Source organism: Micromonospora palythoicola (assembly GCF_036689795.1).
GTDB lineage: Bacteria > Actinomycetota > Actinomycetes > Mycobacteriales > Micromonosporaceae > Micromonospora > Micromonospora palythoicola.
Genome location: NZ_JBAGKI010000013.1, coordinates 1 through 13,204 on the forward strand (window position 1 = coordinate 1; position 13,204 = coordinate 13,204).

Annotated in this window: 12 protein-coding genes and 2 pseudogenes; 12 read left to right on the forward strand and 2 right to left on the reverse strand. The window is 72.4% G+C overall.

Features of this window, described 5'->3' with window-relative positions; all coding sequences use genetic code 11:
- Positions 1-8: 8 nt before the first annotated feature.
- Complete coding sequence (locus tag V5O40_RS08170; protein ID WP_332904995.1) at positions 9-998, forward strand: hemolysin family protein; 990 nt, start codon at positions 9-11, stop codon at positions 996-998.
- Between the two features lie 9 nt (positions 999-1,007).
- On the forward strand, positions 1,008-1,940 hold the full coding sequence (locus tag V5O40_RS08175; protein WP_332904914.1) for a sporulation protein: 933 nt from the start codon (positions 1,008-1,010) through the stop codon (positions 1,938-1,940).
- A gap of 20 nt (positions 1,941-1,960) precedes the next feature.
- Here V5O40_RS08175 and leuE read toward each other — a convergent pair whose 3' ends face one another.
- Positions 1,961-2,623 carry a leucine efflux protein LeuE gene (gene leuE, locus V5O40_RS08180; RefSeq protein WP_269739289.1) on the reverse strand — a complete coding sequence of 221 codons (663 nt, stop codon included), beginning with the start codon at positions 2,621-2,623 and terminating at the stop codon, positions 1,961-1,963.
- On the reverse strand, positions 2,620-3,855 hold the full coding sequence (locus V5O40_RS08185; RefSeq protein WP_332904915.1) for a bifunctional pyridoxamine 5'-phosphate oxidase family protein/GNAT family N-acetyltransferase: 1,236 nt from the start codon (positions 3,853-3,855) through the stop codon (positions 2,620-2,622). The genes leuE and V5O40_RS08185 overlap by 4 nt, the downstream gene beginning before the upstream one ends.
- A gap of 34 nt (positions 3,856-3,889) precedes the next feature.
- Here V5O40_RS08185 and V5O40_RS08190 point away from each other — a divergent pair, with 34 nt between their 5' ends.
- The 10 genes and pseudogenes from V5O40_RS08190 to V5O40_RS08235 all read left to right on the forward strand — a co-directional run bounded on the left by V5O40_RS08190 (position 3,890) and on the right by V5O40_RS08235 (position 12,786).
- Entirely contained in the window at positions 3,890-5,230 is a 1,341-nt protein-coding gene (locus tag V5O40_RS08190; protein WP_332904916.1) for an aminotransferase class I/II-fold pyridoxal phosphate-dependent enzyme, read from the forward strand.
- 237 nt (positions 5,231-5,467) lie between these two features.
- Positions 5,468-6,181 carry a UdgX family uracil-DNA binding protein gene (locus V5O40_RS08195; RefSeq protein WP_332904917.1) on the forward strand — a complete coding sequence of 238 codons (714 nt, stop codon included), beginning with the start codon at positions 5,468-5,470 and terminating at the stop codon, positions 6,179-6,181.
- Positions 6,182-6,230: 49 nt separating this feature from the next.
- Positions 6,231-6,866, forward strand: coding sequence for a hypothetical protein (locus V5O40_RS08200; protein ID WP_332904918.1), 636 nt, complete (start codon positions 6,231-6,233; stop codon positions 6,864-6,866).
- Positions 6,867-6,886: 20 nt separating this feature from the next.
- Positions 6,887-8,026: an acyl-CoA dehydrogenase family protein gene (locus tag V5O40_RS08205; RefSeq protein WP_332904919.1), complete on the forward strand. Its 1,140-nt coding sequence runs from the start codon at positions 6,887-6,889 to the stop codon at positions 8,024-8,026.
- A 68-nt stretch (positions 8,027-8,094) separates the two neighbouring features.
- Positions 8,095-9,477, forward strand: coding sequence for an MFS transporter (locus tag V5O40_RS08210; RefSeq protein WP_332904920.1), 1,383 nt, complete (start codon positions 8,095-8,097; stop codon positions 9,475-9,477).
- 4 nt (positions 9,478-9,481) lie between these two features.
- Complete coding sequence (locus V5O40_RS08215) at positions 9,482-9,682, forward strand: DUF3046 domain-containing protein (RefSeq protein WP_093410215.1); 201 nt, start codon at positions 9,482-9,484, stop codon at positions 9,680-9,682.
- 185 nt (positions 9,683-9,867) lie between these two features.
- A pseudogene (gene recA / locus V5O40_RS08220) lies at positions 9,868-10,719 on the forward strand (recombinase RecA); the annotation flags it as partial.
- Between the two features lie 39 nt (positions 10,720-10,758).
- Positions 10,759-11,334: pseudogene (locus tag V5O40_RS08225) on the forward strand (LAGLIDADG endonuclease); the annotation flags it as partial.
- Positions 11,335-11,505: 171 nt separating this feature from the next.
- Positions 11,506-12,006, forward strand: a complete 501-nt coding sequence (locus V5O40_RS08230; protein ID WP_269742610.1) for a hypothetical protein — start codon at positions 11,506-11,508, stop codon at positions 12,004-12,006.
- A 9-nt stretch (positions 12,007-12,015) separates the two neighbouring features.
- Positions 12,016-12,786 carry a regulatory protein RecX gene (locus V5O40_RS08235; protein ID WP_332904921.1) on the forward strand — a complete coding sequence of 257 codons (771 nt, stop codon included), beginning with the start codon at positions 12,016-12,018 and terminating at the stop codon, positions 12,784-12,786.
- Positions 12,787-13,204 lie beyond the last annotated feature (418 nt).

The window sequence follows — 13,204 nt, forward strand, 5'->3', positions numbered from 1 at the left end:
TGTGCGCCCTGGGGCCCAGCCCGCGTCACCGCCGGCACCCGGCGGGGGCCGGCGGCGCCCGGGCGGCCCGGGCCGCCCTCGACGGCGTACGTGAGCTGTCGCTGATGCTGGCCGGTGCGCAACTCGGCATCACCCTGTGCACGCTGGGCCTCGGCGCCCTGGCCGAGCCGGCGATCGAGCGGCTGCTCAGTCCGCTGCTGCACGCGGTCGGCCTGCCGTACGGCGCCAGCCACGTGATCGCGTTGATCTTCGCGCTGAGCCTGGTCACCTTCCTGCACCTGGTGGTCGGTGAGATGGCGCCGAAGTCCTGGGCGATCACCCACCCGGAGCGCTCCGCGCTGCTGTTGGCCCTGCCGTTCCGGGCCTTCGCCCGGGTGGCCCGCCCGGTGCTGTCGGTGCTCAACGCGGTGGCCAACGCCATGCTGCGGCTGGTGAAGGTGAACCCGCAGGACCAGTTGGCCCAGGTGCACGGCCCGGACGAGCTGCGCATGCTGCTCGAACAGTCCCGGGAACACGGGCTGCTCGGTGCCGCCCAGCACGAACTGCTCACCAGCATGCTGGAGTTGCAGGGCACGACGGTCGCCCAGGTGATGGAACCGTTCGACCGGATGGTGACCGTGCGCCGGGACGATCCGGCGGGCCGCATCGAGCAGGTCAGCCGGGACAGCGGCCGGTCCCGGCTGGCGGTGCTGGACGCCGCCGGTGACGTCTGCGGTCTGGTGCACGTACGGGAGGCGGTGCGGGCCACCGCCGGTCGGCCCGGCGCCACCGCGGCGGACCTGATGAACGACGCCATCACGCTGCCCGACACCGCCACCGTGACCGAGGCGGTGGCCGTGATGCGGGCCCGCCAGTCCCAACTCGCCCTGGTCCGCAACGGCGGTGGCCCCACCCGGCCGGTCGGCTTCGTCGCACTGGAGGACCTGCTGGAGGAGGTCATCGGGGAGTTCGACGACGAGACCGATCCGATCCCGCGCGCGGTACGCCGGCTCAGGTAGGGGTAACGGGTGCGGCTGACGGGGGTGTCACCGGGATCGGGCGGAACGGGCCTGACGGTGCAGACCGCGCTGGCCAACCCGAGCACCCGTCCCGGCCTGCGCCTGCCGGGGCGGGTGAACCTCATCGCCGACTCCGTCGACGTACCGGTCCGGCACGTCCGGCTCGGCCTGGTCAGCACGGTCGAGCCGGACGACCCGGAGGCTTCCCGCCGGCTGGTGCAGTTCCATCAGGCCCAGGTGGCGGGCGCGATGGTGCTGCGGGCCGGACGAGCCCGGTCGATCCCGTTCGAGTTCCCGGTGCCGTGGGAGACGCCGGTGACCACGCTGGGTGGGGTGCCGTTGCTCAGCCTGCGGATGGGGCTGCGTACCGAGGTGGCGATCGACGCCACCCTGGACCAGGGTGCGATGGTGCCGGTTCTGGTCCATCCGCTGCCGACCCAGCAGCACATCCTGGCCGCCCTGGACACCCTCGGCTTCCGCGTCCGCCAGTCCGGCCTGGTCGACGGCCGGCTACCCGGCGTGGCGCAGGCCCTGCCCCTGCACCAGCGGTGGGGCTTCTGGGTCGGTCCGCTCTACGCCGGGCCGATCACCGAGCTGGAGGTGATCTTCGTGACCAACTCCGCCGGCCTGGAGGTGATCCTCTGGTGCGACCGGCGGCTGGCGCTGGCCGGAATCACCCACACCAGCATCAGCCGGTTCCGGATCTGGCACGTCGGCGTCGACCAGCGGGACTGGGTGAGCACCGTGGACGGGTGGCTGCGCGAGGCGATCAACCGGCACGCCGCCGCCGCGGCCCACGCCGACTGGTCGGCCCCCGTCCCCGAGTCGGCCCACGTCAGCCGTCCACCCGACCGGCCGCTGCCGCCCGGCCCGACAGTTGGTGGCGACGCGGGCGGCGCGGGTGTCGGCGGCGGTGAGGGCGGTGGTGGCGGTGGCACGTGAGGTCGCCGCCCATCCGCCACTCACCCCTGGGCGAGCTTGAGCCCGAAGCCGAGGAAGAGTGCACCCACCGCGCTCGTCGCGCCGGCCGCCAGCCGGCGACGCCGACTGAACTGGGCGGCCAGGAAGGTGCCCGCGAAGATCAACGCGGTCAGGTAGAGCGCGCTGGTCACCTGGGCGATCAGACCGAGCAACAGGAACGACAACGCCGGCCAGGGATAGGTCGGGTCGACGAACTGGATGAAGAACGAGACGAAGAACAGGATCGCCTTCGGGTTGAGCAGACTGATCACCAGGGCCTTGCGGAACGGGCTGCGCATCGCGGCCGGCTCCGCGGCGTCGATCAACCGCGGGGTGGCCGGGTCGTTGCGGTCCCGCCAGCGTCGCCACGCCCCGCGCAGCATGGTCAACCCCACATAGCCCAGGTACGCCGCGCCCGCGTACTTGATCACAAGGAAGATCGGCGGGTACGCCTTGAGCAGCGACGCCACTCCGGCGGCGGAGAGGAACATCAGGATCGCGTCACCGACCCAGACGCCGCTCGCCGCCTGGTAGCCGACGCCGACGCCACGCCGCGCGGCGGTGGAGAGGACGAACAACGAGTTGGGGCCGGGCAGCAGCACGATGGCCACGGTGCCCAGCACGTACGTCCAGAGGTCGGTGATTCCCAGCACGTCCGACATCATCGGGCCGACACGGGCTGGGCACGAAGCCTTTCCCGCAGGCTGACCTGTGCTTTCGGCCACTCGTCGACGGTCATCGAATACTGCACGGTGTCCCGCCAGGAGCCGTCCGGCCGCAACCGGTGCATCCGCAGCACTCCCTCCCGGGTCGCGCCGAGCCGCTCGATGGCGCGCTGCGACCGCTCGTTGCGGATGTCGGTGTGCCAGACCACCCGCACCGCGTCGAGTTCGTCGAAGGCGCGGGTGAGCAGCAGCAGCTTCGCCTCGGTGTTGATTCCGGTACGCCACCACGGCCGGCCGAGCATGGTGTGCCCGATCGTCACCGACCGACGCGCCGGATCGATCTCGTAGTACGAGGTGGAGCCGACCACCGCGCCGGTGGCCGCGCACCGTTGCACCCAGGCGACCCGGTGCTGGTCGGTGAGGGCCTCGGTGATCACCTCACGCACCTGTCCCGGCTCGGTCGGCAGCGGTCGGGTGAGGTGCCGCCAGACCTCGGCGTCGGCGGTGGCGGCGTACAACTCGTCGGTGTGCGCCAGGTCGAGCGGCTCCAGCAGCACGTGGGCGCCGCGCAGCACCGCCGGTTCGTGCCAGGGCGAGCGGCGCGGGCGCAGGTAGGCCGGCAGCGGCGCGGTGACCCCGGCGTCCGGCTCCGGCCGGCCGTGGGTCAGCCGCAGCGGCACCACCCCGGCCCAGTGCGCCAGGTCGAGATCGGCCGGGTCGTCGCGTACCCCGCCGGTGCGGGTGCGCAGCGACACCTCCGTCAGCGGCAACGCCAGCACGGCGGTCTCGGCCAACTCCCGCCGGCTGGGCGGTCGGCTGTCCGCCGCGCGGCCGGTGCCGACCTTCTCCACCAGGGCGGTCAGCACGTCGGCCTTCTCGATCTGGTCGGTGACCAGGTGTGCGGTGCCGTGCGCGACCACCGACCGGTAGTTGGCGCTGTGGTGGAACTGGGAGCGCCCGTAGACCAGCCCGTCGAGCAGGGTGACCGCGACGCACACCGCAAGGCCGTCGGCACGGGCCGCGAGCAGCGGCCGGCTGCCGGTGGAGCCGTGCAGGTAGAGCGTGTCGCCGACGCGCACGTGCAGGGTGGGCAGCACCCGGGGCTCACCGTTCACGGTGAACCCGAGCGCGCAGTGGTACGCCTCGTCGAGCACGGCGTGCGCGGCGGCGCGGTCGTAGCTCATCCGGTCCCGGGAACGGCTGGCGGTGGTACGGGTGGTCTGCGGATACATGCCTCGACCTTTGTTCTAGTACAATCTCATCTTTGTGTCAGCACGCTATCAGGTCACCGGTGCGACGGCCGTCGAGATTTCGGCCAGCATCGAATCCGCCATCCGCGACGCCGCCCTCGCCCCCGGCGACCCACTGCCACCGGTGCGCACGCTCGCCGCCGACCTGGCCGTCAGCCCCGCCACCGTCTCCCGTGCCTACGCCGAGCTGCGCCGTCGCGGACTCGTCGTCACCGCGGGCCGGCACGGCACCCGGGTACGCCCCCGCCCGCCGGTCGCCGCCCGCCGAGCCGCGTTGCGCCCGCCGCCCGCACCCGGCCTGCGTGACCTGTCCCGAGGTCAACCCGACCAGCGGCTGCTGCCGCCACTGCGTCGGCACCTGGCCGTCCTCGCCGACACCGTCGGCGACCCCGTGGGCTACCCCGACCTCGGTGTGCTGCCCGAGATGACCGAGGCGGCCGGGGCTCGACTGGCCGCCGACGGGGTACCGGCGCCCGGGCTGACCCTCACCGGCGGCGCACTGGACGGCATCGAGCGTCTGCTCGACGCGCACCTGCGCCACGGTGACGCGGTCGCCGTGGAGGATCCGGGCTGGGCCGGCCTGCTCGACCTGCTGGCCGCCCTCGGGCTACGGCCGATCGGCATGCCCGTCGACGACGACGGGCCGATCGTCGCGGGCGTCGCCGCCGCCCTCGACGCCGGAGCACGAGCGCTCATCGTGACCAGCCGGGCCCAGAATCCCACCGGCGCGGCGCTCTCCGCCGACCGGGCCGACGCCTTACGCGCCCTGCTCGCCGGCCGGGCCGACCTGCTGCTGATCGAGGACGACCACGCCGCCGAACTGGCTCGCGTACCGCTGCACCCGCTCGCCGGAGCCACCACCCACTGGGCCTTCCTCCGCTCGGTGAGCAAGCCCTTCGGCCCCGACCTGCGCCTGGCCGTGCTGGCCGGAGACGAGACCACGGTGGCGCGGGTGGCCGGCCGGGCGAGGGTCGGCACCGGCTGGGTCTCCACCGTGCTGCAACGGCTCGTGCTCTCGCTCTGGGCGGACCCGGAGACGACCGCCCTTGTCGACCGGGCGGCGCAGAGTTACGAACGACGGCGTCACGCCCTGGTCACCGCCCTCACCGACGGTGGTCTGCCCGCGCACGGCCGCACCGGCATCAACGTCTGGGTACCGGTGGACGACGAGACCAGCGCGCTGACCGTCCTGCGCGACGCCGGCTGGGTGGTCGCGCCGGGCGCGCTCTACCGGATCGCCGGCCCACCCGGACTGCGCATCACCGTCAGCGACCTGCACGAGGAGGAGATCCCGGCGCTCGCCGACACGGTCGCCCGCGCCGCCCGCCCCACCCCCTCACCGGGCTTCACCGCCTGACCCACCCCGCACACGGACGCTGACGCGCGGAGGCGGCCGCGGCAACTTCCCTGATGTTGCTGCCCTGGCCGGGTTCGAGGCGGCAACTTCCCCGATGTTGCTGCCCTGGCCGGGGGCGAAGGCGGGCTGGACCTGCCGTTCCTGGGTGTGGCTGCGCTGAGCGGGGGGCGGAAAAGATGGCCGACTCGCTTCTCGCTGGCTCGCGTGGGTCGCACCACACCGGGTAGAACAGTCGCCATGGCCGACACCGACACCGCACCCGGCGCACAGCGGTTCATTCCGCCGCAGGCCGACACCCTCGACGAGCTGCGGGCGGCCGCCACCGGCTGCCGGGGCTGCGAGCTGTACCGGGACGCCACACAGACCGTCTTCGGTCGGGGCGACGCCAGCGCCCGGGTGGTCTTCGTCGGTGAGCAGCCGGGCGACATGGAGGACCAGAAGGGGTTGCCCTTCGTCGGACCGGCCGGCCGGCTGCTCCGCAAGGCGGTCGACGACGCCGGCCTGGACCCTGGACACATCTACCTCACCAACGCGGTCAAGCACTTCCGCTTCGAGCTGCGCGGCAAGCGGCGCATCCACCAGACCCCCGACCGGGTGCACATCACCGCCTGCCGGCCCTGGCTGGTCGCCGAGTTCGCCCAGCTGGCCCCCGAGGTGATCGTGGTGCTCGGGGCGACCGCCGCGAAGGCGCTGCTCGGCCCGACGTTCCGGGTCACCCGTCAGCGCGGCGAGCTGCTGCCCTGGCCGGCCGCCGCCCAGCACCCCGAGGACTTCCACCAGGTGCCGGTCGACAACGCCGGCCACGCCGCCGACGCACCACCGGCCCAGCTGCTGGCCACCATCCATCCGTCCGCCGTGCTCCGGGCCGACAACCAGGACGTGGCGTACGACGGGCTGGTCGCCGACCTCACCGTCGTCTCCCGCGCGCTGACCGGCCGCCCCGGCCGCTGATCGTCCCCAGTGGAGATTGGCCGCGCTGCCGGCGGGGTAGAACCAGCAAATGGCAGGTGATCGGACCGGACCGGTGGCGTTCCGTCGCATCCCGCCGATCCTGCGGCTGGTGGTGCTGTGGGCAGCCGCCATTCCGCTCGCCGTCGGGTTCCGGCTGCTGTTCCGCGACCCCTTGGCCGAGGCGGTGCTCGCCGGTGCCATGTTCGTCCTGTTCCTGCTGCCAGTCTGGTTGTGGGTGTCGGTCCAGCCACAGTCGCGCGCGAAGCAGCCGACGTCGTCCGGTGCCGGGCCGGTGCCGGACGCGATCCGACGCCAGGACGAGCGCGACCGGTGCCGCGCGGACGAGCAGGCCCTGAACCGCGCCCTGCGGACGGGTGAACCACCCCAGGACGAGAGCCTCCGCGCCGAACTGCCGGCGTACCTCCGCTGGCGCGTCCGGGGCGCGGTGCTCGCGCTCGTCGCGGGCCTGCCACTGCTCGCCGGGTTGATCCTGCTCGGCTGGTACGGCGGGGCGGAGCGGGCCTGGCCGGTGATGTACGCCCTGTTCGTGCCACCGTTCGTCGGTTGGGCCGGCTGGGTGCTGGTCAGGGCTGGCCGCCTCGGCCGACGGTTGAACGGCGATCACCACCCGCACGACCCGGCAGGCCCGCAGCGACCGGAGGAGGCCGCTGGGCGGTCCGCATGAGCGGTGCCACACTTGCCGCCATGCAGCAGCACCTCTACCAGCCCGACCACGACGAGTTCCGGGACCTGTGCCGGCGCTTCCTGGACCGCGAGGCCGTGCCGCACCACGACCGCTGGGAGGCCGACGGCATCGTCGACCGCGAGGTGTGGCGGAAGGCCGGCGCCGCCGGACTGCTCGGGCCGGACGTCGACGAGACCTACGGCGGCGGCGGGCAGCGGGACTTCCGGTACAACGCCGTCCTGGTCGAGGAGATCGTCAACTCGGGCTGCTCCGGGCTCGGTTTCGGCCTGCACAACGACGTGGTCGCGCCGTACCTCACCGAGCTGACCACCGAGGAGCAGCGCCAGCGCTGGCTGCCCCGGTTCTGCTCCGGCGACCTCGTCACCGCCATCGCGATGAGCGAACCCGGCGCCGGCTCCGACCTGGCCGGCGTCCGCACCACCGCCGTCCGCGACGGCGACAGCTACCTGCTCAACGGGCAGAAGACGTTCATCACCAACGGTGAGCTGGCCGACCTGGTGATCGTGGTGGCCCGTACCGCCGACGAGGGCGCCCACGGCGTGAGCCTGATCGCGGTGGAGACCGGGACCGCCGGCTTCACCCGGGGCCGCCGGCTGGCCAAGGTCGGGCTGAAGGCCAACGACACCGCCGAACTCTTCTTCGACGACTGCCGGGTGCCGGTCGCCAACCTCCTCGGCACCGAGAACCACGGCTTCTACCACCTGATGGCCAACCTGCCCCGGGAACGGCTCAGCATCGCCGTCGCCGCGGTCGCCGCGGCCGAACGGCTGCTCGCCCTCACCCTCGAATACGCCCGCACCCGGGAGGCGTTCGGCCGGCCGATCGGGAAGTTCCAGCACAACCGGTTCCTCCTCGCCGAGCTGGACACCGAGGTCACCATCGCGCGGACCTTCGTCAACCACTGCGTGGCCGAGTTCAACGCCGGCCGGCTGTCGGTGACCGACGCGGCCAAGGCCAAGTGGTGGACCACGGAGTTGCAGAACCGGGTCGCCGACCGGTGCGTGCAGTTGCACGGCGGCTACGGCTTCATGGCGGAGTACCCGGTGGCGCGGGCCTGGCTGGACAGCCGGGTGCAGACCATCTACGGCGGCACCACGGAGATCATGAAGGAGATCATCGGCCGCGGCCTGGGGCTGTGACGAAAACCGGGCTGCCGACCGTCGGTCGGGTGCGAAAGGATGGTCACCCCTTACCAAGGAGCCTCCCGTTGGCCACTGACCTGACGACCACACCGGCGCACCCGGACGTCGCGCCCATCCAGCGGCGCACCCTGCGGCTGCTCTTCACCACCCAGGTCGTCGGCGGCATCGGCGTGACCATCGGCATCGCCGTCGGCGCCCTGCTCGCCGCCGAGATCGCCGGCACCGCGGTGGCCGGCCTGGCGCAGAGCGCCGCCGTGGTCGGTGCGGCCCTGCTCGCCGTCCCGGTCACCCGGATCATCACCGGGCACGGCCGCCGCCCCGGCCTGGCCGTCGCGTACCTGGTCGGGGCGTTGGGTGGGGTGCTTGTCGTGCTCGCCGCGGCGACCCGGTCGGTTCCGCTGCTCTTCCTCGGCATGCTCCTGTTCGGCGGCGGCTCCGCCGCCAACCTCCAGGCCCGCTACGCCGCTGTCGACCTCGCCGAACCGGACCGACGCGCCCGGCAACTGTCGCTGATCGTCTGGGCCACCACCATCGGCGCGGTGGCCGCCCCGAACTTCGCCGCCCTCGCCGACCGCACCACCAGCGGCTGGGGGCTGCCGGCACTGTCCGGCCCGTTCGCGTTCAGCGCCGTCGCGTTCGTGCTCGCCGCCGGCGTACTGCTGCTGTGGTTGCGGCCCGACCCGCTGCTCACCGCGCGCCGGCTCGTGGCGGCCCGGGCCGGCGCGTCCGAGCCGACCCCGCCCGCTCCGCCACCGGCACCCGCCGAGCCGGCCCAGGCGGCGTCCGCGCTCGCCCCGGCCGGCCCGATCCCGGCACCGGCGGCGCCGGCCCGGCGCGGCGGGGGCATGCGCGCCGCCTGGTCGGTGGTACGCGGCCGCCCGGCCGCCCGGCTCGGCGTGTCCGCCGTGGCCGTGGGCCACCTGGTGATGGTGGCGGTGATGGCGATGACCCCGGTGCACCTGCGGGAGTACTACGCCGTCGACGAGGTGCTGCCGGTGGTCGGGCTGGTGCTGAGCCTGCACATCGCCGGCATGTACGCGCTGGCACCCGTGGTCGGTTGGCTCGCCGACCGGTTCGGCCGCCGCCCGGTCATCCTCGGCGGGATCGCGACGCTGCTGGCCGCCTGCGCGGTCGCCGGCACCGCCGGGCACCACACGCCCCGGCTCACCATCGGGCTGATCCTGCTCGGGCTCGGCTGGTCGGCGACCATGGTGGCCGGCTCCACCCTGCTGTCGGAGTCGGTGCCGGACGAGGTGCGGCCCAGCGCCCAGGGGCTGTCCGACCTGCTCATGGGGCTGGCCGGCGCGTTGGCCGGAGCACTCAGCGGGTTTGTCATGCAACTCGCGGGCTATCCCGTGCTCACCCTGCTCGCCGCGGTCGCGGTGGCACCCCTGCTGGCGCTAGCGTTGCGTCCGGTGCCGGTGGGTGCACCGGACAGGAAGGACTGATCACGTGCGGCTGACCGACTTCTGGGCGCGCCTGGCCGAGGCGTTCGGGCCCGCGTACGCGGCCAGCATCGCCAGCGACCAGGTGCTGTCGGAACTCGGTGGGCGGACCATCGAACAGGCCCTCAAGGCCGGCGTGGAGACGCACGTGGTGTGGCGTGCCGTGGTCGCGGCCTACCCCGACCGGGTCCCCGCCCGGCTACGCTGAGCAGCTGATTCGTTACTTCCGCGTGTCTCTTGCCGAGTCGTACACCTGTTCGGCTATTGTCCACAGCGGGGTGCTCGTCCACAGGCCACGGCCAGTCGGCTGGTTTTCTGTCGGACCCAGCGCCTAGCGTGTCCCGCGTGACGCGAAGCTCAGGAAAGACGCCGGCGAAGGCAGGGGTGGCAACGATGGCGGCAGGACCTGACCGGGAGAAGGCGCTCGACCTTGCTCTCGCTCAGATCGACAAGCAGTTCGGCAAGGGTTCGGTGATGCGGCTGGGGGAGCGACCGGTCATCCAGACCTCGGTCATTCCGACCGGCTCCATCGCGCTCGACGTGGCGCTCGGCGTGGGCGGTCTGCCCCGTGGCCGGGTCGTCGAGGTGTACGGCCCGGAGAGCAGCGGTAAGACCACGGTCGCCCTGCACGCGGTGGCCAACGCCCAGCGGGCCGGCGGCATCGCCGCCTTCATCGACGCCGAGCACGCGCTCGACCCGGAGTACGCCAGGGCCCTCGGTGTCGACACCGACGCCCTGCTGGTCTCCCAGCCGGACACCGGCGAGCAGGCGTTGGAGATCGCGGACATGCTGGTCCGCTCCGGCGCGATCGACATCATCGTGATCGACTCGGTCGCCGCGCTGGTGCCGCGCGCCGAGATCGAGGGCGAGATGGGCGACAGCCACGTGGGTCTCCAGGCCCGGCTGATGAGCCAGGCGCTGCGGAAGATCACCGGCGTGCTCAACAACACCGGCACCACCGCGATCTTCATCAACCAGCTCCGCGAGAAGATCGGTGTCATGTTCGGCTGCATGTCGTACTCGACCCGGGTCACGCTGGCCGACGGCACGCAGGAGAAGATCGGCAAGATCGTCAACCAGCGGATGGATGTCGAGGTCCTCTCCTACAACCCGGACACCGACCGGGTGGAGCCGAAGCGGATCACCAACTGGTTCAACAACGGTCCGGCGGAGCAGTTCCTCCAGTTCACCGTCGCCAAGTCGGGTGGCAACGGGCGGGCACAGTTCGCCGCCACCGCCAACCACCTGGTACGCACGCCCGGCGGTTGGCGGGAGGCGGGCGAGTTGATCGCGGGTGACCGGGTGATGCTCGCCGAGTCACGCCGTCTCAGCGAGCAGCAGTGGCAGGTCGTGCTCGGCTCGCTGATGGGCGATGGTGCCCTGTCGCCGAACCGCCAGGACCGCTCCGGTGTCCGCTTCCGGCTCGGCCACGGCGCACAGCAGGTCGACTACCTCGACTGGAAGGTCTCACTGCTGGGCAACATCGGCCACTCCCGGCGCACCGACGCCCGGGGCGCTGCCTTCGTCGACTTCACTCCACTGCCGGAGTTGGGCGAGCTGCAGCGCGCGGTCTACCTGGGCGACGGCAAGAAGCACCTCAGCTGGGACTATCTCAAGGCGCTGACCCCGCTCGCCCTCGCCGTGTGGTACATGGACGATGGTTGCTTCACCGTCCGCTCCAAGGGCTTGCAGGAGCGCACGGCCGGTGGCTCCGGCCGGATCGAGATCTGCGTCGAGGCGATGGCGGAGGGCAGCCGGGATCGTCTGGTGGCGCATCTGCGCGACGCGTACGGCATGGATGTGAGGCTGCTCGCCCGGGGCGCTCGGCAGACGGCGTCGATCGTCTTCACCACCGAGTCGTCGGCGAGGTTCCAGGAACTGGTCGCCCCCTACGTGCCGGTGGCGATGGAGGCCAAGCTGCTGCCGCGCTTCCGTGGCCAGTGTGGCGTCGAGCCGCAGTTCGTGCCGGCGGAGCTGATGCCGGTGCCCGCCCGGATCGTCGATGTCCGGGTCAAGCCGAAGACCCGCTCGATGAACCGGTTCGACATCGAGGTCGAGGGCAACCACAACTACTTCGTCGACGGCGTCATGGTGCACAACAGCCCTGAGACCACCACCGGTGGGCGGGCGCTGAAGTTCTACGCCTCGGTCCGGCTCGACGTGCGGCGCATCGAGAGCCTGAAGGACGGCACCGACGTGGTCGGCAACCGCACCCGGGTCAAGGTCGTGAAGAACAAGGTCGCGTCCCCGTTCAAGCAGGCCGAGTTCGACATCATGTACGGCAAGGGCATCTCCCGTGAGGGTTCGCTGATCGACGTCGGTGTCGAGCAGTCGATCATCCGCAAGTCCGGCGCCTGGTACACCTACGAGGGCGACCAACTGGGCCAGGGCAAGGAGAAGGCCCGCGAGTTCCTCCGGGAGAACCCGGACGTGGCCGCCGAGATCGAGAAGAAGATCCTGGAGAAGCTCGGCGTCGGGGTCGGCGCGGGCGACGCCGCCGGTGGCCCGGAGCTGCCGCCGGTCGACTTCTGATCCTGAGTCGTGGCAGGACGACGTGCCCGCTCGGGGCGGGGCTGGGATGCCAGCCCGCCCCGCGCGGGTGACGCCACACCACGTCCCCGCCGGGGCCGCCGCGCCGCCGGAGGCCCCGCTGACCCGGGTGACCCGGCGTCGGCCGATTCTCCGGACGCGCCGGCATGGGATACCTCTCGGGGCGGGGCCGGTTCCGCCCGACGGGCCGGCGGTTCGGCACGCGACGGCGCGGCAGCCGCGCCTCGTGACGAGGCCGAGGTGGCTCGGGAGATCTGTCTGCGGCAGCTCGCGGTGCGCCCGCGTACCCGTGCCGAGCTGGCCACCGCGTTGGCACGGCGGGGCATCTCCGAGGAGACCGCCGACCAGGTCCTCGACCGGTACGACGAGGTCGGCATCATCGACGACGCCGCGTTCGCCCGAGCCTGGGTGAGCAGCCGGCACGCGGGCCGTGGGCTGGCGCGCCGGGCACTGGCCAACGAGCTGCGCCAGCGCGGCGTGGACGGCGACACGGCCAGCGAGGCGTTGGACGAGCTGGACGAGACCACCGAGGCGGAGACCGCCCGCGCGCTGGTGGAGCGGAAACTGCGGACCGCCCGGGGTGAGCCGGACGCGGTGTTCCGGCGGCTGGTCGGCATGCTGGCCCGCAAGGGCTACCCGGCCGGCGTGGCGATCCGGGCGGTGAAGGACGCGATCGCCGCGCAGAGCGCCGAGGCGGCCGAGTTCGCCGAGCAGATCGACGCCGACGCCCTCGCCGACGCCGAGGGTGAGATCGACCGCTGACCGCGCGTTCGTGCCGTCGTGCTGTCTCACCAATTGTGATCTCGCCCGGGCCGTGCCGGGGCCGCGGGCGATGCGACGAGCGCGGGTGCGACGCCCACCTCCGCGACGTGACCAGCCCCGATGAGTCAACTCGGCGTCGGTCGTTCGTCTTTTTTGCCCGCTGGCGTCCGAGTGTTCATTGGCGGAGGGTGACGAGTCAACTTCTCTCCGTCCGGGTGGTTTGATCATCTGTTCTTGACCGGAGGCCGGTTGAGACCTAGCCTCGCCATAAAGGCTCACATTGCCCGACCAAGCGCAGGCTAAGCGCACAACATAGATCCCGTAACAGAACAGCATCACTTTGGCCGGCACCTTCGGCCGCGTACGTCAGCTCCGGACGGGCCGGTCCGGGCTCGCGTGACACTGCACCCGGCCCGCC

What these genes read in the sequence shown, in the direction of transcription:
- leuE (WP_269739289.1), bottom strand. Translation starts at nt 2,623, where the DNA reads ATGATGTCGGACGTGCTGGGAATCACCGACCTCTGGACGTACGTGCTG.
- V5O40_RS08185 (WP_332904915.1), bottom strand. Translation starts at nt 3,855, where the DNA reads ATGTATCCGCAGACCACCCGTACCACCGCCAGCCGTTCCCGGGACCGG.
- V5O40_RS08195 (WP_332904917.1), top strand. Translation starts at nt 5,468, where the DNA reads ATGGCCGACACCGACACCGCACCCGGCGCACAGCGGTTCATTCCGCCG.
- V5O40_RS08200 (WP_332904918.1), top strand. Translation starts at nt 6,231, where the DNA reads ATGGCAGGTGATCGGACCGGACCGGTGGCGTTCCGTCGCATCCCGCCG.
- V5O40_RS08205 (WP_332904919.1), top strand. Translation starts at nt 6,887, where the DNA reads ATGCAGCAGCACCTCTACCAGCCCGACCACGACGAGTTCCGGGACCTG.
- V5O40_RS08230 (WP_269742610.1), top strand. Translation starts at nt 11,506, where the DNA reads ATGAACCGGTTCGACATCGAGGTCGAGGGCAACCACAACTACTTCGTC.